Here is a 23,069-nt window from a genome sequence, read left to right on the forward strand (position 1 = left end):
GGCAGGCGGCCTCGGTGACTCACACCTCGTGGGTGGCGACGATCTCGCGCTTCTCCGCGAAGTGGCAGGCGCTCGGGTGGTCCGAGTCCCGCCGGATCTCCAGCAACGGGACCTGCTCGGCGCAGACGTCCTGTGCCTTCCAGCAGCGGGTCCGGAACCGGCAGCCCGAGGGCGGGCTGATCGGCGACGGCACGTCACCCGTGAGCCGGATGATCGTCTTGTTGTTCCGCTGCGTCGGGTCCGGCACCGGCACCGCGGAGAGCAGAGCCTGGGTGTACGGGTGGGTCGGTCGCTCGTAGATCTCGTCCTCGGTGCCGATCTCGACGATCTTGCCGAGGTACATCACCGCGACCCGGTCCGAGAGGTGGCGGACCACCGACAGGTCGTGCGCGATGAAGACGTACGAGAGCCCGAACTCGCCCTGCAACTGCTCCAGCAGGTTCATGACCTGGGCCTGGATGGAGACGTCGAGCGCCGACACCGGCTCGTCACAGACGATGATCTCGGGCCGCAGCGCGAGCGCGCGGGCGATGCCGATGCGCTGACGCTGACCGCCGGAGAACTGGTGCGGGTACCTGTTGATGTGCTCGGGGTTGAGCCCGACCAGGTCGAGCAGCTCCCTGACCTTGGCCCGGCGGCTGCCCTTCGGCGCCACCTCCGGGTGGATCTCGAACGGCTCACCGAGCAGGTCACCGACTGTCATCCGCGGGTTCAGCGAGGTGTACGGGTCCTGCATGACCAGCTGGATCTGCCGACGCAGGCGTCGCAGCGCCCCACCCGACAGGGTGGAGATGTCCTGGCCCTTGTAGACCACGCTGCCTTCGGTCGGCTTCTCCAGGTTCATCAGCACCCGGGCGAGGGTCGACTTGCCGCAGCCGGACTCGCCGACCACGCCGAGCGTCTCGCCGGCGCGCAGACCGAACGAGACCCCGTCGACCGCCTTGACCTGACCGACGGTCTTCTTGAACACCACACCCTGCGTGACGGGGTAGTGCTTGACCAGGTCACGGACCTCGAGGATGTTCTCAGACACGGTTCACCAGCTCCTCGGCGAAGTGGCAGGCGCTGGCCCGGGCGTTGCCCACCTGCAGCAGCGGCGGGACCTTCTCCCGGCACACCGGCTGAGCCATGGGGCAGCGCGGGTTGAACGGGCAGCCCGGCGGGATGTTCATCAGGTTCGGCGGGAGGCCCTTGATCGTCCGGAGCTGCTGCCCCTTCTCGTCCAGGCGCGGGATCGAGTCGATCAGACCCATCGTGTACGGGTGCGCCGGCTTGGCGTACAGGTCGTACACGTCCGCTTCCTCGACGATCCGGCCCGCGTACATGACCGCGATCCGGTCCGCGACGTCGGCGACCACACCGAGGTCGTGGGTGATCAGGATCATGCCCATCTGCCGCTCGCGCTGAAGCTCGGCCAGCAGGTCCATGATCTGGGCCTGCACGGTCACGTCGAGGGCGGTGGTCGGCTCGTCCGCGATCAGCACCTCCGGGTCGAGCGCCAGCGACATCGCGATCATCGCGCGCTGCCGCATACCGCCGGAGAACTGGTGCGGGTAGTTGTTGAATCGACCCTTGGCGTTCGGGATCTTGACCTGGTCGAGCATGTCGATCGCGCGCTTCTTGGCCTCCGCGCGGCCCATGCCCCGCCGGACCCGGAACTGCTCGGCGATCTGGAACCCGACGGTGAAGACGGGGTTCAGCGCGGAGAGCGCGTCCTGGAAGATCATCGCGATGCCCTCGCCGCGGATGCGGCGGCGCTCCTCGTCGGACATGCGGAGCATGTCCTTGCCGTGGAAGCGGACCTGCCCACCGGTCACGAAGCCGGGCGGCGTGTCGAGGATGCCCATGATGGTCTGCGCCGTGACGCTCTTGCCGGAGCCGGACTCGCCGAGCACGGCGAGGGTCTCCCCCGCGTCGACGTGGTACGTGACCCCGTTGATGACCTTTGCGACGCCGTCCCGGGTACGGAACTCCACACGCAGGTCGTCGACCTCGAGCAGCCGGCCGGAGGGACGCCCGGACCCGCCGGATCCCGGCGCGGACTGCTCGGACACGAGAATGTCGGACACTGGATCTCCCCTAGCGGAGTTTCGGATCGAGGGCCTCGCGGACCGCTTCACCGAGCATCACGAAGCTCAGCACTGCGGTGACGAGGAACGCGGCGGGGAAGAAGACCAGCCCCGGCGCGACCCGGAGGAAGTCCTTACCGTCGCTGATCATGATGCCCCAGGAGACCACCGGCGACTTCAGACCGACGCCCAGGAACGACAGGGTGGCCTCGGCACCGATGAACGAGCCGACCATGATCGTGCCGTAGACCAGCAGCGGGGCCAGGCAGTTCGGCAGCAGGTGCTTCAGGATGATCCGACCGGTGCCGGCGCCCAGGGCGCGGGCCGCGACGATGTAGTCGGCCTCCTTGGTGGCGAGCACCGAGGACCGCATGAGGCGCATCACGACCGGCCAGCTCAGCACGATCAGCGAGATGGTCACCAGGCTCATGATCTTGATCTTGCTGTTGCCCGAGCCCGAGCCGTTGAACGTGGTCAGGATGACGATCGCGCCGAGCACGAACGGCAGGCCGAAGAAGACGTCGGCGATCCGGCTCAGCAGCCCGTCCACCCAGCCACCGCGGTAGCCAGCGATGATGCCCATGGTGCCGCCGACCAGCAGAGTGCCGAGCACGGCGAGCACGGCGACCTGGATGGAGGCGCTGGCGCCGTAGATGACGCGAGCGTAGACGTCCCGGCCCTGCAGGTCGTACCCGAACCAGGCGTGCCCGGACGGCTTGTCCAGGCTGCGGGACAGCGATCCGTTGACCGCGTCGCCCGGGGCGAACAGGGCCGGGAAGAGCGCCATCAACACGAAGATCACGATCAGCGTGCTCGCGATCCAGAACAGCGGCTTGCGGCGGAGGTCCTGCCAGGCGTCACCGAGCAGGCCACGGGGCTTCTCGTTGCTCTGCGGCTGGCCCGCGGTGGCGGGGGTGCCGGAGTCGGTGGGGTGCGCGCCAGGGGTACTGACGATCGATGCGGTGCTTGGGTCACTCATAACGGATCCTCGGGTCCAGGGCGGCGTAGAGCAGGTCAACCAGCAGGTTCATCACGAGATAGACCAGCACCAGGACGACCACGATGCCCACCACGGTGGCGCTTTCCTTGGTCACGATCGCGCGGTACACCGCGCGGCCGATCCCGTTGATGCCGAAGATTCCCTCGGTGACGATCGCGCCGCCCATCAGCGCACCGAGGTCGGTGCCGAGCAGGGTGACCACCGGGATGAGCGAGTTGCGCAGCAGGTGCACGCCCACCACCCGGCGCATCGGCAGACCCTTGGCGATCGCGGTGCGCACGTAGTCGGCGCGGCGGTTCTCCGCGATGCTGGTTCGTGCCACGCGGGCGATGTAGGCCACTGACGCACTGCCGAGCACGAAGCCCGGCACGATCAGCTCGGACCACCGCATCTCCGAGGAGACGGTCGGCTTGACGATGCCCCACTGCACGCCCAGCAGCCACTGCAACACGAAGCCGACGACGAAGACCGGCAGCGCGATCAGGAAAAGCGTGGAGACCAGGACCAGGTTGTCCAGGAAGCCGTTGCGGCGCAGACCGGTCAGCACGCCGGCGCCCAGGCCGATCACGGCCTCGATGGCGAGCGCCACCAGGGCCAGCTTCAGCGTGTTCGGGTACGCCGTCGCGATGATGTCGCCGATATCGCGTTGCGAGAACGTCTGACCGAAGTCACCCTGGAGCAGGTTCTTCATGTAGTTGCCGTACTGCACGAAGACGTTCTGGTCGAGGTGGTACTTATCGGTCATGAAGGCGATGTACTGGTCCGGGCAGCGGCGCTCGCCGCACTTGCCGGCGAACGGATCGCCCGGGACGGCCCAGACGAGCCAGTAGATCAGGAACGTCGTACCGATGAAGACAGGCACGAGTTGGAGCAGCCGTCTCAACAGATAACGGCCCATGGGGTGGTCCTCCAGACAGGGGGCGCGTCGGACGGCCGACACGGTGGTGACAACGTGCGAGTGGAGTGTTGTAACACCCAATCGCGGAACGGCCCCGGGTCGGGCTCACCGGATGTGGCGAGCCCGACCCGGGGTCAGACCGTTCGGATCAGAGCTCGACCGAGGTGATGTCGAGTTCGCCGACGTTGTTCAGCTCGAGCTTCTTGATCTTCTCCGAGTGGCCGGACTGCTGGCCGTAGAAGTAGATCGGGATGCTCGGGACGTCCTGGTCGACCTTCTCGACGGCCTTGGAGAACGCCTCGTGCGAGGCCTCCAGGCTCGGCGCGCCGCTGGCCTGCTTGGCAAGAGCGTCGACCTCAGGGTTGCTGTAGAGGCCGTCGTTCGAGGAGCCACCCGTGACGTAAAGCGGGTTGACCCAGTTCTCGACGTCCGGGTAGTCCTGCTGCCAGGCAGCGCGGTACGGGCCCTTCATCTGGTGTGCGTTGATGCCCTGCCGGAAGACCGCGAAGGTCGGCACGCCCTCGGCCCGAGCGTTGATGCCGAGGTTGGTCTTGACCTGCTGCGCAACGGCGTCCATCCACTCCTTGTGGCTGGAGTCCGAGTTGTAGTAGAAGACCATCTCACCGGTGAAGCCGCCGGCCTCGGTCAGCAGCTGCTTGGCCGTGGTCGGGTCGAACTTGCAGGCGGTGCAGTTGCCCGGCTTGGCGCCCGGGGTCAGCGGGTTCGCCCAGCTGTCGGCCGGCTTGCGGGTGCCGAAGAAGATCTTGTCCGAGATTTCCTGCCGGTTGATCGACAGCGACACGGCACGACGCAGCTTCGGGTTCTGGAAGCGCTTGTCGTAGGTCGGGAACGCGATCAGTGCGGTCGACGGCGTGACGGTCGAGCGGCCCCGGTCACCGAGGTCGGTCTTCCACTTGTCGCCGGCGAGCGCCGAGGTGGGGACAACCTCCATGAAGTCGAGGTTGTTCGACAGCAGGTCGGCGTAGGCGGCCGTCTCATCCTGGTACAGCTTGACGTCGACGTCCTTGACCTTCATCTTGTCGCGAAGGTTGTAGTCGTCGAAGCGCGTCAGCTTGATGAGGACGTTGTCCTCCCACGACACGAACTTCACCGGGCCGTTGCCGATCGGCTTCTTGCCGAACTCCTCGGGCTTCTGGGTGAAGAAGGCGTCCGGCAGCGGCATGAAGGCGCTGTAGCCGAGCTTGGTCGGGAAGACCGCGGTCGGCGCCGCCAGGGTGACCTCGAAGGTCTGGTCGTCGACGACCTTCAGGCCGGACAGCTCCTTGGCCGACGGCTCCGGAGCCTTCTGCGGGCCGTCCGGGCCGTCCGGGTCCGAGGTGTAGGTCTTGTCGAAGCCCGCGATGTCCGAGAAGAAGGTGCCGTTCTGCGCGCCGTTCGGCGAGTAGGCGGCCCAGTTCCAGGCGTCGACGAAGTTCTTCGACTTCACCTCGGTGCCGTCGTGGAACTTGGTTCCCGACTTGATCTTGATGGTGAAGACCTTCGAGTCCGTGGTGTTGATGGACTCGGCCAGCGCGTTACGCGGGGCCCCACCGTCGTTCGGGTACTCGACCAGGCCGGTGAACAGCCAGTCGATCACCTTACCGCCGCCGGTCTCCGTGGTGTTCGACGGGACCAGCGGGTTCTCCGGCTGGACGCCGTGGACGGAGATCGAGCCGTCCTTGCTGGCGGCGGTATCGCCGTCGCCGTCACCGCTCGAGCAACCGGTCGCGACAAGCGCGACAGCCGCGCTGAGCGCGATCGCGCCCGTCGCCCGCTTCGAGACTCTCATTCCGAGGGGCCTCCTCTTTCTAACCAGGTTCCGTCGTGGGTTTCACGCACGTTTGGGGGTGACACCGCCCGACCACCCCGGGGCGCGGGTCGCCGGGACCACAGGGAAGTTGGGGACACCCCTGATGTTCCGATCCGCCGGGCTCCCCCGCCAACGAGGCGCGACACGACGCAATCGACACAGCCACGGGCCGCCGTGATCGGCGGAATCGTGGTCGTGGGGCGTACGGAGTGCCACACACCGATGGTGAGGTGCTGCCACTGTGACACCCACTGGCCGCTTCCGTGAAGGTGCCGTTATCAAGCCGTTAGTTGCCCGCCACGTTGCCGATACTTGAAAAATGATCATAAAGCGGTCGTCGCGGGCGGCACTGACCAGGAAATACGTTGCACCACCCCAAGATCCAGCCTCGGGCCGTGCGCACACCCAGGGGTCACCCCGGCCCGATGGGAGGTCCGTCACCGCTCATGTTTCGACCCATCCGGATGAGGGCGCCTAGGGCTACCCGGGCACGATCACCGGCTGGGTGTACGAGGGCGCGCAGGAGGTTTCTCTGATCCTCACCGGTGTCGACGCACCATCACACGAGCCGGCGGTCCGCCGCCCAACGGGAGAGTTCGTAGCGGTTGGACATCTGAAGCTTGCGCAACACGTTCGACACGTGCGTCTCCACGGTCTTGATGGAGATGAACAGCTCCTTGGCGATCTCCTTGTACGCGTACCCCCGGGCCAGCAGCCGCAGCACCTCCCGCTCACGGTTGGTGAGCTGGTCCAGCTCCGGATCGGCCACGGGCGCGTCCGGCCGGGCCGCGAAGGCGTCCAGCACGAACCCGGCAAGCCGTGGGCTGAACACCGCGTCCCCGTCGGCCACGCGACGGATCGCGGCGGCCAACTCGTCCGGAGAGATGGTCTTGGTGACGTACCCCCGGGCACCGGCACGGATCAGCCCGATCACGTCCTCCGCCGCGTCGGAGACGCTCAACGCGAGGAACTTGACCTGCGGATGCGTACGCCGCATCGCCTCCAGCACGGCACGACCGCCGCCGTCGGGCATGTGCACGTCGAGCAGCACCACGTCCGGGCCGACGGCGGCGATCCGGGTGACCGCCTCGGCCACCGTGCTCGCCTCGCCCACCACCTCGACGTGGGCGCCCAACTCCGCGCGCACCCCGGCCCGGAACATGGCGTGGTCGTCCACCAGGAACACCCGCAGCCGCTCGGGGCGGGCATCCGCCGGGTCGAGGTGCTCGGTCGGCTGCTCGGCCATGGTCATCTGTTCCTCTCCGCTGCGGACGAGTCCCGGGCGATCGGCAGGATCAACCGGACCTCGGTCCCCTCCCCCGGGCCGGACCGGATTTCGGCCCGTCCGCCGTGCCGCTTCATCCGCCCGATGATCGAGCCGCGTACGCCGTGCCGGTGGTCCTCCACGGTATCCGGATCGAAGCCCTTTCCCCGGTCCCGGACGAAGACGCTGACCTGATCCGGTTCCACCTCGGCGTAGAGCGACACGGTCTGCACGCCTGCGTGCCGAGCTGCGTTCACCAACGCCTCCCGCGCGGCCGCGACCAGCGCCCCGACCTTCTCGTCGGTCTCCCGGTCCCCCACCACCACCGTCTCCACGCTGATCGCGAAGGTGTCCTCGACCTCGGCAGCGGCCTGCTCCAACGCGGCGGCGAAGCGCTCGCTCGGCGAGGCGGTCGGCTTGTACAGCCAGTTGCGCAGGGAACGCTCCTGCCCCCGGGCCAGCCGCTGCACCGTCTTGACGTCGCTGGCGTTGCGCTGGATCAGGGCCAACGTGTGCAGCACCTGGTCGTGCACCATCGCAGCCAGTTCGGCCCGCTCCTGCTCGCGGATGCGCCCCTCGCGCTCCGAACGGAGCTGGTTGTACGTCCGCCAGAGCACCGGCGCGGCGACCACACCGACGCCCGCCAGCCCGACCAGCGCGAAGATCACGCCATTGATCACCGCGTCGAAGTTCTGTGCCGGCGAGTAGACGGCCGCGACGCCGATGATGCCGACCGCGACCAGCACTCCCCCGCCGATGAACCGGAGCACGAAGGCGCGCCTGTCGCTCTCCTCGACGACCGCGCCGAGCCACGGTACCGGCATCGCGTCGCCCCACTGACGCCGCCGCTCGGGCGCGGACTGGTGCCAGATGACCCCGGCGCCGACCGCGATGATCGCCACCAACCAACCGGCGGTGCCCGCCGCGCCGACCGAGTCGAAGACCATCACCTGGATCAGCAGGACACCCAGCCCGATCCCCACGAACGGCAGGAGTTGGGCGACGTCCCGCCGCGGCGGCACCGCGGTGTCACCGGGGCGCAGCGGCACCACCGCCCAGAAGGCCGCGTAGAGCAGCAGGCCGAGCCCGCTCAGCCCGAGCAGGACCATGAACGCGACGCGCACCCGCAGCACCGAGATGCCGAGATGGTCGGCGATACCGGCGGCGACGCCTGCGGCCATCCGGTGCTCCGGGGCGCGGTAGAGGCGCGGGGGCGGGGTCACGGTGCTGATCGGAGGCTCCCTGGTCACAGTGGCGGACAGGTCGAGGTGGGTGATTCGATCGTCACACGCTGCGGCGTCCGCGACCACGGGGACGCCCCCGACATTCCGGCCGCCGGATCTCAGGGTGGGGTCAGGGTCGGGTCCTGAGGTCGTTCGGGTGGACCGGGCAGCAGGATCGAAGCATGACCGAGGAAGCTGCCCCGCCGCCCCGACCGGGGTCGGCACAGCCGGGCGGTTCAGCACCGCCCCCGCCCACCACCACGCCCAGCGAATGGACCGAGCCCCGCACGTTCGGCCCGCACTCCGGCACCGACGCGACCGCCGGCACCGCGCCTGGCGATCCGGCCGACAGCTACGCGCCGCCCGCGGCGGGCTACGGCCCGGGCCCGGAGTTCGCGGCGGGCACCGGCTACGGCCCGGGCGGCACGCCACCGGGGCCGGGTGGTCCCGGTCCGTCCGCGCCGCCACCGCCGCTGGGCGGCACCGGCTTCACCTCGCGGTACGGGCTGGTCCGACCGCGCGAGGGGCGGTATCTGGCCGGCGTCTGCGCGGCGATCGGGCGCGCCACCAACACCGATCCGGTGCTCTGGCGGGTGCTGCTCGCGGTGCTCGGGTTCTTCGGGGGCATCGGCATCCTGGTGTACGTCGCCGCCTGGCTGATCATCCCGAACGAGGGCGACACCGCGTCCCCGGTCGAGTCCATGCTCGGGCGCGGTCGCTCCAGCATGTCGCCGGTGACGGTGATCGTCCTGGGCATCCTGGTCGCGGCGAGCTTCGCGTACATCGTCACCGACGCCTTCCGCGCGGTGCTGCTCGGCGCGGCCATCCTGGTCGCCGGCGCGCTCCTGCTCAACCGGGACGGCCGCAATCCACGGCCGGGCACCCCGGGTGGCCCGCCGCCCGCCGCGCCGTCCGGCAACCCGGCCGGCCCGGTCGTACCGCCGGTCACCTGGCCCGCACCGTCGTACGGCGCGGCGCCGTCGACCGGCCCGGCGGCGACGCCGCCGATGTTCAGCACCGGTGGGGAGTACGCCACCGCCACGACGGGGGCGGCGCCCACCGTCACCATCCCGGCGTACGGCGTGCCGCCGACGAGCGGTCCGCTGCCGTCCACCGCGACGCAGCAGGTGTCCGGGGTGGGCCCGGTGTCCGGGCAACCGGCCGGCACGACGGCTGCCCAGCCCGGCTGGCCGAGCACCGCCATGCCCAGCGCCGGCTGGCCGTCCGCCCCGGTGAGCGGCACACCCGCTGCCCCGGCCGGCTATCCGACCGCCCCGCCGCCCTCCGGTTACCGTCCCCCGTTCGCGCCGCACGGCCCGTACGCTTCGCCGACCCCGGCCGCGCCCCCTCCGCCCAAGCCGCCGAAGCCGCCGAAGCGCCCCAAGGAGCGGTCGCCGCTCGGCGCGGTGACCTTCTCGCTGATCTTCCTGGTGCTCGGCCTGATCGCCCTGCTCGACCTGCTCGACGTCTTCGCCATCAGCGCCTCGGCGTACTTCGCTGCCGCGTTGGCCACGATCGCGCTGGGGCTGCTGGTCGGCACGTGGTTCGGGCGGGCCCGCTGGCTCATCGCGCTCGGTCTGGTGACCGCAGCGGCGCTGGGCACGGCGACCGTCGCCGAGTCCTACGACCGGATTCGGGGGGTCGACGGTGCAGTGACCTGGGCGCCCACCGACTACCGCGACCTGGCGGACCGGTACGAGAACAGCTTCGGTGACGCCGTGCTCGACCTGCGCGGGATCGACTTCGCGAAACGGGACAGCCAGGTGACGGTGGCCGTCAACTTCGGGCAGGCGACAGTGGTCGTGCCGCCGAACGTCGACGTCACCACAGTGGCCGACGTCAATGCTGGCGACGCCACCATCTTCGGCAACCGCTCCGGCGGGCTGGACGGCCGCCTGCGGGAATCCACAGACGTCGGCGCGGACGGGCCCGGCGGCGGAACCCTGCGCCTCTACATCCACGTCAATGCCGGCAACCTGGAGGTGACCCGGTGAAGGCTCACCGCACGGATCTGGTGTCGTTCGCCTTCGGGCTCGTGTTCCTGGCGCTGTCCGCCTGGTGGCTGCTCGCCCAACTGCTCGGGCTCGCGCTGCCGCCGGTCGGCTGGTTCCTGGCCGGCGCACTCATCCTGATCGGGGTCTTCGGGCTGGTCGGCGCGCTGCGCTCGGGTCGGCCGAGCCAGCCGGAGCCGACCATCCAGGCCGGCGCCGCCGAGGCCGTCGCGCCCGTCTCCGGCACGTCCGTCTCCGGTGCGCCCAGCTCCGGTGCGCCCGTGCCGGTCTCCGGTGCCGCCACGTCGACCTCCGGCGCCGCTCTGCCGGTCTGGGAAGCCGAACGGTCCACCTGGGACACTCCCTCCTCCGACCCGACGCTCACCTCGTACCCCACGCTGTCCTCGGACCCGACGCTCACCTCGGACCCGACGCTCACCTCGGAGCCCACGCTCTCCTCGGACCCGACGTTGCGGACGCCGACCACCGAGGTGCGGGCGGAGGATGCGCCGGCCACCGACGTGATCCACCCGGCCTGGCTGGCACATCCGCCGTCGGAGCCGCCGACCGAGCCCGTCTCCGGGCAACCCGGCAACGGAGACGACCAGCCGGGCGACGAGCAGGAGGGGCCCCGCAGGGAAGCCTGACCTCGGGCGCCTGGCCGCGTCGGTCCACCGCATCCCCACGCGGTGCGGCCGGCGCGGCCAGGCGCATATGCTGGTCGGTGGAGATCTCGCCTCCGCCGGCCGGCCCGTCCCGCCCATGGCGGCCCCGCCGCGATTCCCGTCTCTACCCCCGTCAGGAGCCCGCCCGACATGACCCAGTCCCCCGCCGTGCGTACCACCGGCCGGTCCGGTCCGGTCCGCATCGGCGAGCGAGCCGCCCGTACCCTCGTCGCCGAGCTGGCCCGGATCAACGACGCCAAGGCCGCCCTGCTCGTCGGGGTGAACCCGGACTCCGCGGTGCTGGCCGCGGCGGTCGAGGCGCTGCTCCCCGGTGACCGGCTCACCGTGGTGCCCGCCGAGCCGTTCGGCGCCGCGGCGCTCCGCGAGCACGTCACCGCCCAGGGCCGCTGGGTCGCCGACCGGGTGAACGTCGTCGACTCGCTGGCCGAAGCCGAGGCCGCCGCGGTCGTCATCGCCGGCGAGGTGTTCACCGGCACCGCCGAGGCGACCCGCAGCGGCATCGAGGGGTTGGCCAAGTACCTGACCGACGGCGCGGTGCTGAGCGTCGCGACAGTCACCACGCCCGGCCGGACCGAGGGCGCCGCCGCCGAACTGGCCCGGCAGGACGCCCTCTACGGCGTCGGCGCCGACCTGGTGCTGCGCAACTCACCACCGGTGCGGGTCTACCGACTGCGGTTCACCCCGGCCAGCCCGGCCACGGCCGACAGCCTGGCCCCCGCGTACCGGCCGTCGAGCGTGCCGCTGACCCGGGGCATGCACATCGACTCCAACGGCGTGGCGGCGGCGGGCATCACGCTGGGCCTCGCGGCACTGGCCCGGGTGGCGCGTCCGTCGTCCAAGCTGTGGCTGCTGCCGGCCCTGGCTGCCGGGCCGGTCGCCGCGTTCTTCCGGGACCCCGAGCGGGACGTGCCGGAGGACCCGAACGCCGTGGTCGCCAGCGCGGACGGGAAGGTCCTGTCGGTGCAGCGGCTGCACGACGAGCGCTTCGGCGACGGCGAGTGGCTACGGATCGCTGTGTTCCTGTCGGTGCTGGACGTGCACGTCAACCGTGCCCCGGTCGCCGGCAAGGTGGTCGACTACTTCGTCGCCGACGGCGGCTTCGTCAACGCGATGAAGCCGGACGCCGAGCACAACGTCGCCGCGTACACCGTGCTGGACACCTCTCGCGGCACTGTGGTGGTCGCGCAGCGGACCGGGCTGATCGCCCGCCGGATCGTGCAGCGCGCGCCGATCGGCGCGCTGCTGGCCAAGGGCGAGCGCTTCGGGCTGATCCGGTTCGGCTCCCGGACCGACGTCTACCTGCCCGCCGAAGCCGCGGACCCGCTGGTCGGGCCGGGCGACAAGGTGGTCGGCGGGTCCACTGTCATTGCCCGCTGGCGCTGACCCCGGAACGAGGAACGGGGCGCCGCTGTCCGCGGCGCCCCGTTCTGTCTGCTCAAATCAGGCGGTACGACGCTGCCGCAGCCAGAGAACCGGCCCGCTGACCAGGTAGCCCACCACGATCAGGGCGAACGTGAGCCGGATGTCGACCAACGCGCCGATCACCGGGGCCAACCACAGCCACGGCGGCAGCTTCACCAGGCGGGCGAGCTTGGCGTACGGGAAGCTCGACACCATCGCGAAGGCCAGCAGCGCCACCCCGGCGACCAGCACGGCACCGGGCACCGGCAGGCCGATCGCCACGGTCACGGCAAGCACCGCGGCCGCCATGGTGGTGGGCACACCGCAGAAGAACCGGCCGTCCTTCGGCGAGACGTTGAAGCGGGCCAGTCGGATCGCGGCACACGCCGCAACCAGGGCGCACGCCACCGCCGCCGCGGCCGTGGAGACGGAGCCGGCGAGCGAGGCGTAGACCACGACCGGCGCGGCGAGACCGAACGAGCACATGTCGGCCAGTGAGTCCATCTGTGCGCCGAACGGGCTGGCCACACCGAGCCGTCGGGCCAGCGCGCCATCCAGACCGTCGAAGGCGACGCAGGCGATCAGGCAGAGCGCGGCGATGCGCACCTCGCCCTGCATGGCCAGGAAGATGGCCAGCATGCCGAGCATCAGGCTGGCCAGCGTGCAGGCATTGACCAGGCCGAACTTCATCCGGCGCGCGATGGTGCGCTCGCCGGGGAGCAGCGGGATCGAGCGGGCCTCGTCGGCCTGCGCCATCGGCGGCATCGCCGGGCTGACCGGCATGACCGCGTCGATGTCCGCCCGGTCCAGGCCAAGTGTCGGGTCCACACCCAGTGTCGGCCGGCTGAGCCGGTCCAGGCCGTAGCGACGGCGCTGCCGGTCGGCGTACCGGTGCTCGGTCGGGGCCAGGTCGGTCGTGTGCAGGTCACCGTCGCGGCGACCGACCCGGACCAACAGCACCTGGCGGGCGAACGTGCTGCTGCGGCGCAACCGGCCCGCCCAGCGACGCCCAGCGGGGCGCGGACTGTCAGTAGTACGACGCCGGCGCCATGGGGCTCTCGGCACGTTTCCTCCATCACCGGATCTGCTGGCCGCCAGGTGGCGGGTGTCCGGCTGTCTCGTGCCGGACCTTGCATGGCCCGGCAGCCGTTTTGCGGAGTACACCATCGCATAGGGGAACATGGCTTGGCGATAGCTGCCGGCGGTACTTATATCTGGCTTAAACCGCTCGAACCGCTCGCTTGTTCCCATCCCGGGCCTCATCGCCCGTTTCCTCCATCATTCCCGCCTTCGACTGTACCGGAGGGTCACCATCTCGGCTCACCGAGCGGGGTGCTATCGGCCACTCTGTCCGATTGCCAGGGCAGCGATGTCGCTCAACGGCAGGTCAACCGCCTCGGCCCGGGTGAACCACCCCGCACGCGCCGTCGACCCACCGGCGGATTCGGTGACCACCGCGTCAGTAGGTACGTCCACCAGCACCCGATAGATCACCCGTACGCCATGCCAGTCCAGAGGCCGACCCTCCGGGCCCAGCGCGGCGGGATTGTGCAGGTTGTTGACGCCGAGAAGCTCCACGACCCGGCCCACCTGCCCACCCTCCTCGACCACTTCCCGGAGCAACCCGGTGGCCGGCTGCTCGCCGTGGTCGGTGCCACCACCGGGCAGATGCCACAGCCCGGCCCCCGGATAGCCCTCCGCAATCTGCGTGAGCAGGATCCGCCCAGCAGGGTCGGTGACCAGCCCGTACGCCCCGAAGCGCAGCCGACGGTCGGGGTGCGTCGGCGGGAACGGATCCAGTGACCGGCGCGTCCCGGGCGGCAGTGGAGTGACAGGCAGGCCGAGCGCCTCGGCGGTGAACGGGGTCAGCGGCAACTGCGCCACCTCCGCCAACGGGAGCCAGCGAGCCTGATCAACCAGACCAGCCCCGACATCACCCCGCGTGCCCTCGGGCCGCGCGCCCTCGGGCCGCGCGCCCTCGGGCCGCGCGCTCTCGGGGCGCGCGCTCTCGGACATGTTGAGCTCGAACAGCAGCCGGTCGGTGTGCAGCGCGACCTTGTACTCCGTAAAGGTGGCCACATCGGCAACCACCGCGAGCAGTCGCGTCACCGTCACCGCCGCCGTCCGCCCGGCCTGTTCGGCCTGTTCGGCCTGTTCGGCGACTTCGCGGACGACGGCGCGCTCCGGGTCCTCGGCATGCCCGACGACACCGCCAGGCAACCGCCAGGCCCCCGGAAACTCACCCTCGACCCCGTCCCGAACCACCAAGACCCGGCCAGAATCCCACAAAAGCCCATAGGCACCGACTCGCCGCGTAAATCGCACCTTTGGTTACCCCCGCTTCGCACCACAGGCCCGTTGATCATGAACTTATCGCCATCCATCTCGCGCCCTGACAATAACTTCATGATCAACGCGAAGCGGCGCATGGGAACCCCGCCGAGCTGCCGAGCCGAGGCGACCCGACCGAAGTGACTGACCCTTGACTAGGACCCCTTTTGGCCCCTTAAGGCACGTTAAGCCCGGTCGCATGCGTGTCCGCTCCACTCCATCAGCCCTCATCGTGGAGCCCATTCGCGTCACGGCAGTCGAGACGAACAGTGATCCACTCGGGTTCACGGAAGGCGCGGTATCCCAGCGCTCCGGACACCGCGACTTCAAGGAACCCGAGTTGATCAGCGAGCGGGGTCCCCAGGCCGCGCAAGGATTACCTCGGGAGACCCTCGGAACCCCATTGCTGCGGTGCCCCTCGGCAAGATCGCGCAACATCCAGGATGTAGTGGCATCGGTGCGCGGGTGAGGCCACTACATCCTGGTTCGAGCACGATCTTGGCCGAGGGCCGAGGGCCGAGGGCCGAGGGCCGAGGGCCGGGCCGGGGGCGGGGCCAAGGCCGAGGCCGGGGCCGGGGCCGGGGCCGGGGCCGGGGCCGGGGCGCGAGGGGCGAGGGGCGAGGGGCCCCTCGCGGTCAGGTGAGCGGTCGGGTGAGTTGGGCTGCCTGGACTGCTTCGGCGGTCACCTCGGTGAGGCGGTCGGCGGGGAGGGCGCCCAACTCCTCGCGGCCGAACCAGCGGGCCTCGCAGGTGGAGCCGCCCACGTCGGCCACGGTCAGTGGGTTGGGCTGGTCGACGACGACCCGGTAGAAGGCGCGTACGCCGTGCCAGTCGATCGGGTAGCCCTCGGGACCGAGTGAGGCGGCGTCGCGGTGGCTGGCGACCCCGAGCAGTTCGACGAGGCGACCGGCCTGGCCGGTCTCCTCGACCAGCTCGCGGATCAGTGCCGCGCCGGGCTGCTCGCCGTAGTCGGTGCCGCCGCCGGGCAGGTGCCAGCAGCCGGCGCCGGGGTAGCCGTCGGAGATGCGGGTGAGCAGGACTCGGCCGGCGGGGTCGGTGCAGACCGCGTACGCGGCGAAGCGCTGGGCCCGGTGCAGCCCGTCGGGGCCGGGCACGGCGTAGAAGGAGGGGAATTCGGGTGCCTCGTCGGGCACCACGTCGGCCGAGGAGGCGGGCAACCCGAGGGCACGTGCGGTGAACGAGCGCAGCGGCAGCTCGCGCGCCTCGTCGAGGGTGTACCACCGGGCCAGGTCGGTGGGGCGTTCGCCGACCCGGTCTGCGAGGGTGCCACCGCGTACGGCCACCCGGTAGATCAGCCGGTCGGTGTGGATGGTGATGCCCCGGTCCGGAAGTGCCCGCATGTCGGCGAGCACGTCGGCCAGGCCGGAGACGGCGACCGAGAGGCCGGTTTCGGCGGCGGTCTCACGAACGACTGTGTGGTTCGGGTCCTCGCCGTGGTCGACCGCCCCGCCGGGCAGCGACCACACGCCGGGGGTGCCGGAGCGCTCCGATGCGCGGACCAGCAACACACGGCCGCTTGAATCAGCACAAACTGCGTATGCCGCGATCCTGCGGAGCGGCTTCAGCAAGGTGGTCACGAAAGCAAATTCTCCCCGGGCCGGGTTACCGGAACGGAAAAGAGTCGGATTCCTGACTTTCCGGCCCCGGTCAGGGATTGGTCAGGGTAATGATCCGGGCGGTCACCGAGGGCGGGGCGGGCACCAGCGCGGACCGTGGGGGTATGACATCGACCACCGCTCCTCGCGCCCCGTACAAGCAGCTTCGGCGACCCACCACCGACCGCATGGTCGCGGGGGTCGCCAGCGGCGTCGGCCGCTACTTCGCCGTCGATCCCACACTGGTCCGGGTGATCTTCGCGGTCACCGGCCTGCTCACCGGCGGGCTCGCGCTGTTCGCGTACCCGATCATGTGGTTCCTGATGCCGGAGGAGCCCACCGGCGCGCCGGCCTGGCCGCACGCCGCGGGCGTCGCGCCGCAGAACGGCCCGCCGCCCACCGCCGGGCCCGCGCCGGGCGGGCCACCGCAGGGGTACGCCCCGACGCCGCCCTACCCGCCGACGACCCCGTCGAGCACGACCCCGTCCAGCACGACCCCGTCCAGCACGACCCCGTCCAACACGACCCCGTCGAGCACGCCGCCGGCCGCGTGAGCGGCGCTCACTCCCACTCGATGGTGCCCGGCGGCTTGCTGGTGACGTCCAGGACCACCCGGTTGACCTCGGCGACCTCGTTGGTGATCCGGGTGGAGATCCGGGCCACCACGTCGTAGGGCAGCCGGGACCAGTCGGCGGTCATCGCGTCCTCGCTGGAGACCGGGCGCAGCACCACGGGATGCCCGTAGCTGCGCCCGTCTCCCTGCACGCCGACGCTGCGCACGTCGGCGAGGAGCACCACCGGGAACTGCCACACGCCCCGGTCGAGGCCGGCGGCGGTCAGCTCCTCGCGGGCGATCAGGTCGGCCTGGCGGAGCAGGTCGAGGCGCTCCTGGTCGACCGCGCCGATGATCCGGATGGCGAGGCCGGGGCCGGGGAACGGGTGCCGCCAGACCATCGCCTCGGGCAGGCCCAGTTGGAGGCCGAGCGTGCGGACCTCGTCCTTGAACAGGGTGCGCAGCGGCTCGACGAGCGCGAACTTCAGGTCCTCCGGGAGACCGCCGACGTTGTGGTGGCTCTTGATGTTGGCGGTGCCGGTGCCGCCGCCGGACTCCACCACGTCGGGGTAGAGGGTGCCCTGGACGAGGAACTCGACGTCGCCGTGTGCGGCGATCTCGCGGGCCGCGGCCTCGAAGACCCGGATGAACTCCCGGCCGATGATCTTGCGCTTCTGCTCCGGGTCGGTCACCCCGGCGAGCGCGCCGAGGAACCTGTCGGCGGCGTCGACCACCTTCAGCTTGATGCCGGTGGCGGCGACGTAGTCCTTCTCCACCTGCTCGGCCTCGCCGGCGCGCAGCAGGCCGTGATCGACGAAGACGCAGGTGAGCTGGTCACCGACGGCCTTGTGCACGAGCGCCGCGGCGACCGCCGAGTCCACCCCGCCGGACAGGCCGCAGATGACCTCCTTGTCGCCGATCTGGGCGCGGATCCGGGCGACCTGCTCGTCGATGATGTTCTCGGGCGTCCAGGTCGGCTCGATGCCGGCGATGTCGTAGAGGAAGCGGGTCAGCATCTCCTGACCGTGGGCGGTGTGCCCGACCTCCGGGTGGAACTGCACGCCGGCCCGACGCCCGGCCAGGTCCTCGAATGCGGCGACCGGCGCGCCCGCCGACTCGGCGGTCACCGTGAAGCCCTCGGGCGCCTCGGTGACGCAGTCGCCGTGGCTCATCCAGACCGGCAGGTCCGCCGGCAGGTCACGCAGCAGCACGCCGGGGTCGAGGAGGCGGGGGCGCAGCGGGGTACCGCCGTACTCACGGTTGCCGGTCCTGGTGACCGTGCCGCCGAGCGCCTGGGCCATCGCCTGGAAGCCATAGCAGATGCCGAAGACCGGCACGTCGGCGCTGAACAGGCCCGCGTCGATCTGCGGCGCGTCCGGGGCGTAGACGCTGGACGGGCCACCGGAGAGGATGATCGCGGCCGGGTTCTTCGCCAGCATCTCGGCGATCGGCATCGAGTGCGGCACGATCTCGGAGTAGACCTTCGCCTCACGGACCCGGCGGGCGATGAGCTGGGCGTACTGGGCTCCGAAGTCCACCACGAGGACGGGGCGAGGCAGGCTCATGTGCACGAAGCCTACCGACAGTCACGACCGTTCCCGGCACCCGGCTCGCCGGCAATCCTCTACCCCCCGCGATCTTGCACTTTCTGTCCCGACAAAAACCACAAATGCCACAGAACGACGACCGAAACTGCAAGATCGGCGAGGCCAGGGGTCAGGGTTGCAGCGCGCCTGGGGAACCTGGCGGGACTGCCGGGTTTCTGGGGGGTACGGCGGGTAGGCGGCGGTACGGGGAGCCCAGGGACGGGCGGGGGTCCTCTTCGCCCTTGTTGGGCCAGAAGGACATCGCGCGTTCCGCCTGGGCGGTGATCGTCAACGACGGGTTCACACCCAGGTTGGCCGAGACGGCCGCGCCGTCGACCACGTGCAACCCGGCGTGCCCGTACACCCGGTGCCAGGGGTCGATCACGCCGTCGGCCGGGGTCGCCCCTATGACCGCCCCGCCCAGGATGTGCGCGGTCATCGGGATGTCGAAGGGTTCGGTGAGCGAACCGCCCGGGGTACCGCCGATCTCGTCGGCGAGCATCCGGGCCGCGGTGTTGCCGGCCGGGATCCAGGTCGGGCTGGGCGTGCCGTGCCCCGGCCCGGTGACCAACCTGCGGCCGAACGGGCCACGCCGCCAGCGGGTGGTCAGCGAGTTGTCCACGGACTGCATGACGAGAGCGATCACCGTCCGTTCCGACCAGCCGCGCACCGACAGCATCCGCGCGGCCAACCGAGGCTGCCGCACGATGCTGCCCAGCCAGCGGCGTACCCGATGCGGGCCGCCGTCGACGAGCAGCGACTGGAGCAGACCCATCGCGTTGGAACCCCGCCCGTAGCGGACCGGCTCGATGTGCGTCTGCGGGTCGGGGTGGAACGAACTGGTGATGGCCACCCCCTCGGTGTAGTCCAACCGCTCGGACCGCGCCCGTTGGCGGGGCACCGAGGCGCCGAGGATCGCCTCCGAGTTGGTCCGGGTCAGCTCGCCGAGGCGGGGCGAGAGCCCCGGTAGTGCCGCGTCGGCCCGCATCGCGTGCAGCAGCCGCTGGGTGCCGAGCGCCCCGGCGGCGAAGACCACCTGGTCGGCGTGGATGACCTGCCGCCCCTTGCGCAGCCAGGCGCCGGTGCGTTCGGTGCGCACCTCGTACCCGCCCTCGTCGGCGGGCCGGACGGCGGTCACAGTGGTCAACGGGTGGACCGTGACCCCGAGCCGCTCCGCGAGCCAGAGGTAGTTCTTGACAAGCGTGTTCTTCGCCCCGTGCCGGCAGCCGGTCATGCACGAGCCGCAGTGCAGACAGCCGGTGCGGTCCGGGCCGGCACCGCCGAAGTACGGGTCGGTGACCCGCTGGCCGGGCCGGCCGATGTGCACGCCCACCGGGGTGGCGTGGAAGGTGTGCCCCACCCCCATCCGCACGGCCACCGCGCGCATGGCGCGGTCCGCGCCGGTGTCCACCGGGTACGTGGTGACGCCGAGCATCCGTTTCGCCTGGTCGTAGTGGTGGGCCAACTCGTCGCGCCAGTCGGTGATGTCGCGCCACTGCGGGTCGCTGTAGAACGCCGGCAACGGTTCGTAGAGGGTGTTCGCGTAGACAAGCGAGCCACCGCCCACCCCGGCGCCGGAGAGCACCAGCACGCCACCGCCGGACCGTCGGTCGGCCGGGCGGAGCAGATCGAGCCGTTGGATGCCGTAGCAGCCCAGCTTCGGCGCCCAGAGGAACCGGCGGACCCGCCAGGACGTCTGCGGGAACTCGTCGTCGGCGAAGCGGCGGCCGGCTTCCAGCACCGCGACCGAGTAACCCTTCTCGGCCAGTCGGAGCGCGGTGACGCTGCCACCGAAGCCGGACCCGATGACGACCACGTCGTACCGCATGGACGCATCATTACTCGCGAGTAGCGCTCGCGCCAGCGGCAGTTTTCGCGCGATCATGCTCCGGCCGACCGACCCGGCGCCTCCCGGCCGCAACCCGGAGCACCCGTCGGAGCGTTGTTCACCAGACGGGGAAGGAACACACGATGGTTCTCGGGTCGATGGCGCCGCGCCGACGGTGGCTGCTGCTGGGGTTGACGGCCCTCGCCGCCGTCGCGCTGATCGCGGCCGGCGCGGTGGTGGTCACCCGGCTGACCGGCGACAACAAGCCGGGCGGCGGGCCGGTGGCCGGCTCACCGACCCCGTCACCTGTCGGCACGCCGACCCCGAGCCCCAGCGGTCCGCCACCTGGCGCGGACATCACCGGCCCGCTCAACCTGCTGCTCGTCGGTGTGGACACCCGGGTCAGCGTGCCCGGGTGGGAGCCGCACTCGGACGCCGTGCTGGTGCTGCACGTCCCCAAGGGGTTGGATCGGGCGTACCTCTTCTCGCTCCCCCGCGACCTGCTGGTGGACATCCCGGCGTTCCCGAAGGCCGGCTACAAGGGCGGCAAGACCAAGCTCACGCACGCGATGAGCTTCGGCAGCCGGGTGCCGGGCAAACCCAAACAACCAAGCACTGCGCAGGGGTACGAGTTGCTGCGCAGCACGGTCAGCGGTTACACCGGCCTGCGCATCGACGCCGGCGCGGTGCTCACCTTCAACGGGTTCGATCGGCTGGTCAACGCCCTGGGCGGGGTCGACATCTACGTCGACCAGCGGGTCGAGTCGCTGCACCGCCGACCGGACGGCAAGTACCGGGAGAGCGCGCCGGGCGGCTACAAGGGGCCGCAGCAGGTCTACCAGAAGGGCGAGCAGCACCTCAACGGCTGGCAGGCGCTGGACTACGCGCGGCAGCGCTACATCACCGGCGGTGACTACGCACGGCAGCGTCACCAGCAGCAGCTGATCCGGGCGATGACCCGCAAGATCCTGGACGAGGGCCTGGCCAAGCAACCGGAACGCGTCGACCAGGTGGTCTCGGCGCTGGGCGACACGCTCGTCTACGTGGGCGGGCGGAAGATCGTCGACATCGCGTACGCCCTCAGTGGCCTGCCGGAGAACCGTTTCACGCTGGTCGGCCTACCCGGTTCCGGCGTCGGCAAGGGCAGCGCCTACCGGGGCGAACAGTTGACCGCCGACGGCCGGAAGTTCCTCACCGAACTCCGCGCCGGCCGCGCCGATGCGTACCTGTCCGCCCACCCCAACCTGGTCGTCAAGAACTGACCCTGCTCAGAGGCGCTTGGGGAGGGCCGGCTTCTTGGTGCCGTAGAGCCAGGCGTCGAAGAGCGCGTCGAGCTGCTTGCCGGAGATCCGCTCGGCCAGGGCCACGAACTCGGCGGTGGTGGCAATGCCGTCGCGCTTCTCCGCCGCCCAGGTCTTGACGATCTCGAAGAACGCCTTGTCACCGACGGCCACCCGCAGGGCGTGCAGCGTCATGCCGCCGCGCTGGTAGACCGACTCGCTGAACAGCTTCTCCACGCCCGGCTTGCCGGGCGGCGTCCTCCACACCTGTGCGGACATCTCGGCGTACCGGCGGTCGAACGCCGACTTGGCGGTGTACGCCTCGGTGTGCTCGGCCCAGAGCCACTCCGCGTACGTCGCGAAGCCCTCGTTGAGCCAGATGTCCTCCCACCTGGCCAACGCGACGCTGTCGCCGAACCACTGGTGGGCCAACTCGTGGGCGACGACCTCGGTGTTCTCGCCCTGCCGGAAGAAGCTCGCCGCGTAGACCGGTCGGCTCTGCGTCTCCAGGGCGTAGGAGATCCGGCTGTCGGAGATCACCACCCCGCCGTACGCGTCGAACGGGTACGGCCCGAACACACTCTCCAGGTAGTCGGCCACCGCGACGGTCTGTGCGATGGACGCGTCCGCGTTCCCCTTGGCCTCGGTGGTGGTGACCGCGTTGTAGACCGGGCGGCCCTTGTGCTCGCCGGTGGTGATCCGGAACTTGCCGATCACCAGCGTGCTCAGATAGCTGGCCATCGGCGACTTCTCCGACCACTTCCAGGTGGTCCAACCGCCCGAGCTGGTCTTCCCACCGGGAACGCCGTTGCTGATCGCGGTCAGGCCGTCCGGAACGGTGACCTCGAAGTCGTAGGCCGCCTTGTCCGACGGGTGGTCGTTGACCGGGAACCAGGTGCTCGCCGACTCGGGCTGGCCCAGCGCGATGGCGCCGTCGGCGGTGTGCAGGAAGCCACCGTCGCCGAGCGTCTCGTTCTTCAGCGGTTTCGGCTTGCCGGCGTAGGTGATCTCGGCGACGAACCCGTTGCCGTTGATCAGGCCGGAGGCCGGCTTGATCACCAGCTCGTTGCGCTTGCGGGTGTGGGTCGCCGGTGCGCCGTCCACGGTGACCGCGCTGACGGTCAGGCCGGCCAGGTCGAGGTTGAACGTGGACAGGTCCGCCGTCGCGGTGGCCCGCACTGTGGTCGTACCCGTGAGCTGGTCCTTGGCCGGGTCGTAGCGCACCTTCACGGTGTACCGCCCGACGTCGTAGCCGCCGTTGCCGTAGGTCGGGAAGTAGGCGTCGCCGACCCCGTCGGCGCCCGCGGTGAACGTCCGCGACGGTGTGGGGGACGCGCTCGGTGGTGACGCCGTCTCCGGGCCCGTCGAGTTGCATCCGGACAGTGCGAGAGCACCTGTCACCAGCAGGCCGGCACCCATTCGCAGTTTGTGCCGCGTCCCCCGCATCCCACACCCTTCCGCACGGTGGCCGGTCACGGCCTCCGCCGCTCCGCGCGAACTGGCGCTACCCGCCGTTCGCAGGCGGCAGCATAT

Annotated in this window: 16 protein-coding genes and 2 pseudogenes; 5 read left to right on the forward strand and 13 right to left on the reverse strand. The window is 70.6% G+C overall.

The genetic code is table 11. The annotated features are described in order from the left end of the window. Nucleotides 1-19: 19 nt before the first annotated feature. From ACQP0U_RS28520 to ACQP0U_RS28550, 7 genes are all read right to left on the reverse strand, one after another. Entirely contained in the window at nt 20-1,033 is a 1,014-nt protein-coding gene (locus tag ACQP0U_RS28520) for an ABC transporter ATP-binding protein (RefSeq protein WP_433313022.1), read from the reverse strand. After that, nucleotides 1,026-2,054 (reverse strand): ABC transporter ATP-binding protein, encoded by a 1,029-nt coding sequence (locus ACQP0U_RS28525; protein ID WP_433321246.1) that lies wholly within the window; start codon nt 2,052-2,054, stop codon nt 1,026-1,028. The genes ACQP0U_RS28520 and ACQP0U_RS28525 overlap by 8 nt, the downstream gene beginning before the upstream one ends. Before the next feature lie 25 nt (nt 2,055-2,079). Further along, the gene (locus tag ACQP0U_RS28530; RefSeq protein ID WP_433313024.1) at nt 2,080-3,048 is read right to left on the reverse strand and encodes an ABC transporter permease; all 969 of its coding nucleotides are present in this window, start codon (nt 3,046-3,048) and stop codon (nt 2,080-2,082) included. Beyond that, nucleotides 3,041-3,967 (reverse strand): ABC transporter permease, encoded by a 927-nt coding sequence (locus ACQP0U_RS28535; protein ID WP_433313027.1) that lies wholly within the window; start codon nt 3,965-3,967, stop codon nt 3,041-3,043. Before ACQP0U_RS28535 ends, ACQP0U_RS28530 begins: the two co-directional genes overlap by 8 nt. 148 nt (nt 3,968-4,115) lie before the next feature. Next, entirely contained in the window at nt 4,116-5,756 is a 1,641-nt protein-coding gene (locus tag ACQP0U_RS28540; RefSeq protein WP_433313029.1) for a peptide ABC transporter substrate-binding protein, read from the reverse strand. Nucleotides 5,757-6,336: 580 nt separating this feature from the next. Further along, nucleotides 6,337-7,023, reverse strand: a complete 687-nt coding sequence (locus tag ACQP0U_RS28545) for a response regulator transcription factor (RefSeq protein ID WP_357602689.1) — start codon at nt 7,021-7,023, stop codon at nt 6,337-6,339. A 2-nt stretch (nt 7,024-7,025) separates the two neighbouring features. Next, nucleotides 7,026-8,291: a PspC domain-containing protein gene (locus ACQP0U_RS28550; protein ID WP_433321250.1), complete on the reverse strand. Its 1,266-nt coding sequence runs from the start codon at nt 8,289-8,291 to the stop codon at nt 7,026-7,028. Nucleotides 8,292-8,446: 155 nt separating this feature from the next. Between ACQP0U_RS28550 and ACQP0U_RS28555 the strand changes: the two genes are divergently transcribed. From ACQP0U_RS28555 to ACQP0U_RS28565, 3 genes and pseudogenes are all read left to right on the forward strand, one after another. Further along, entirely contained in the window at nt 8,447-10,258 is a 1,812-nt protein-coding gene (locus ACQP0U_RS28555) for a PspC domain-containing protein (RefSeq protein ID WP_433313032.1), read from the forward strand. After that, nucleotides 10,255-10,503, forward strand: a pseudogene (locus ACQP0U_RS28560) (hypothetical protein); the annotation flags it as partial. The gene ACQP0U_RS28555 and the pseudogene ACQP0U_RS28560, both read left to right, overlap by 4 nt. Nucleotides 10,504-11,070: 567 nt before the next feature. Continuing rightward, nucleotides 11,071-12,324: a phosphatidylserine decarboxylase gene (locus ACQP0U_RS28565; protein WP_433313034.1), complete on the forward strand. Its 1,254-nt coding sequence runs from the start codon at nt 11,071-11,073 to the stop codon at nt 12,322-12,324. A gap of 57 nt (nt 12,325-12,381) precedes the next feature. On the opposite strand, the gene ACQP0U_RS28570 is transcribed toward ACQP0U_RS28565, so the two are convergent. From ACQP0U_RS28570 to ACQP0U_RS28580, 3 genes are all read right to left on the reverse strand, one after another. Beyond that, nucleotides 12,382-13,332, reverse strand: a complete 951-nt coding sequence (locus ACQP0U_RS28570; protein ID WP_433313037.1) for a CDP-alcohol phosphatidyltransferase family protein — start codon at nt 13,330-13,332, stop codon at nt 12,382-12,384. Nucleotides 13,333-13,677: 345 nt separating this feature from the next. After that, on the reverse strand, nt 13,678-14,610 hold the full coding sequence (locus ACQP0U_RS28575; RefSeq protein WP_433313039.1) for an NUDIX hydrolase: 933 nt from the start codon (nt 14,608-14,610) through the stop codon (nt 13,678-13,680). A gap of 698 nt (nt 14,611-15,308) precedes the next feature. Beyond that, nucleotides 15,309-16,271 carry an NUDIX hydrolase gene (locus tag ACQP0U_RS28580; protein WP_433313042.1) on the reverse strand — a complete coding sequence of 321 codons (963 nt, stop codon included), beginning with the start codon at nt 16,269-16,271 and terminating at the stop codon, nt 15,309-15,311. Between the two features lie 143 nt (nt 16,272-16,414). Between ACQP0U_RS28580 and ACQP0U_RS28585 the strand changes: the two are divergent. After that, a pseudogene (locus ACQP0U_RS28585) lies at nt 16,415-16,723 on the forward strand (PspC domain-containing protein); the annotation flags it as partial. Between the two features lie 127 nt (nt 16,724-16,850). On the opposite strand, the gene guaA reads toward ACQP0U_RS28585, so the two are convergent. Further along, complete coding sequence (gene guaA / locus ACQP0U_RS28590; RefSeq protein ID WP_433313045.1) at nt 16,851-18,407, reverse strand: glutamine-hydrolyzing GMP synthase; 1,557 nt, start codon at nt 18,405-18,407, stop codon at nt 16,851-16,853. A gap of 151 nt (nt 18,408-18,558) precedes the next feature. Further along, the gene (locus tag ACQP0U_RS28595; RefSeq protein WP_433313047.1) at nt 18,559-20,256 is read right to left on the reverse strand and encodes an FAD-dependent oxidoreductase; all 1,698 of its coding nucleotides are present in this window, start codon (nt 20,254-20,256) and stop codon (nt 18,559-18,561) included. Between the two features lie 143 nt (nt 20,257-20,399). Between ACQP0U_RS28595 and ACQP0U_RS28600 the strand changes: the two genes are divergently transcribed. Then, nucleotides 20,400-21,518: an LCP family protein gene (locus ACQP0U_RS28600; protein ID WP_433313050.1), complete on the forward strand. Its 1,119-nt coding sequence runs from the start codon at nt 20,400-20,402 to the stop codon at nt 21,516-21,518. A 6-nt stretch (nt 21,519-21,524) separates the two neighbouring features. On the opposite strand, the gene ACQP0U_RS28605 is transcribed toward ACQP0U_RS28600, so the two are convergent. After that, nucleotides 21,525-22,982 (reverse strand): M1 family metallopeptidase, encoded by a 1,458-nt coding sequence (locus ACQP0U_RS28605; protein WP_433313053.1) that lies wholly within the window; start codon nt 22,980-22,982, stop codon nt 21,525-21,527. Nucleotides 22,983-23,069: the final 87 nt, after the last annotated feature.

The sequence above is a fragment of the Micromonospora sp. CA-269861 genome (assembly GCF_050948505.1).
GTDB lineage: Bacteria > Actinomycetota > Actinomycetes > Mycobacteriales > Micromonosporaceae > Micromonospora.

Coding starts and splice junctions, on each gene's coding strand:
- ACQP0U_RS28530 (WP_433313024.1), bottom strand. CDS start 3,048: ATGAGTGACCCAAGCACCGCATCGATCGTCAGTACCCCTGGCGCGCAC.
- ACQP0U_RS28535 (WP_433313027.1), bottom strand. CDS start 3,967: ATGGGCCGTTATCTGTTGAGACGGCTGCTCCAACTCGTGCCTGTCTTC.
- ACQP0U_RS28540 (WP_433313029.1), bottom strand. CDS start 5,756: ATGAGAGTCTCGAAGCGGGCGACGGGCGCGATCGCGCTCAGCGCGGCT.
- ACQP0U_RS28545 (WP_357602689.1), bottom strand. CDS start 7,023: ATGGCCGAGCAGCCGACCGAGCACCTCGACCCGGCGGATGCCCGCCCC.
- ACQP0U_RS28555 (WP_433313032.1), top strand. CDS start 8,447: ATGACCGAGGAAGCTGCCCCGCCGCCCCGACCGGGGTCGGCACAGCCG.
- ACQP0U_RS28565 (WP_433313034.1), top strand. CDS start 11,071: ATGACCCAGTCCCCCGCCGTGCGTACCACCGGCCGGTCCGGTCCGGTC.
- guaA (WP_433313045.1), bottom strand. CDS start 18,407: ATGAGCCTGCCTCGCCCCGTCCTCGTGGTGGACTTCGGAGCCCAGTAC.
- ACQP0U_RS28595 (WP_433313047.1), bottom strand. CDS start 20,256: ATGCGGTACGACGTGGTCGTCATCGGGTCCGGCTTCGGTGGCAGCGTC.
- ACQP0U_RS28600 (WP_433313050.1), top strand. CDS start 20,400: ATGGTTCTCGGGTCGATGGCGCCGCGCCGACGGTGGCTGCTGCTGGGG.
- ACQP0U_RS28605 (WP_433313053.1), bottom strand. CDS start 22,982: ATGCGGGGGACGCGGCACAAACTGCGAATGGGTGCCGGCCTGCTGGTG.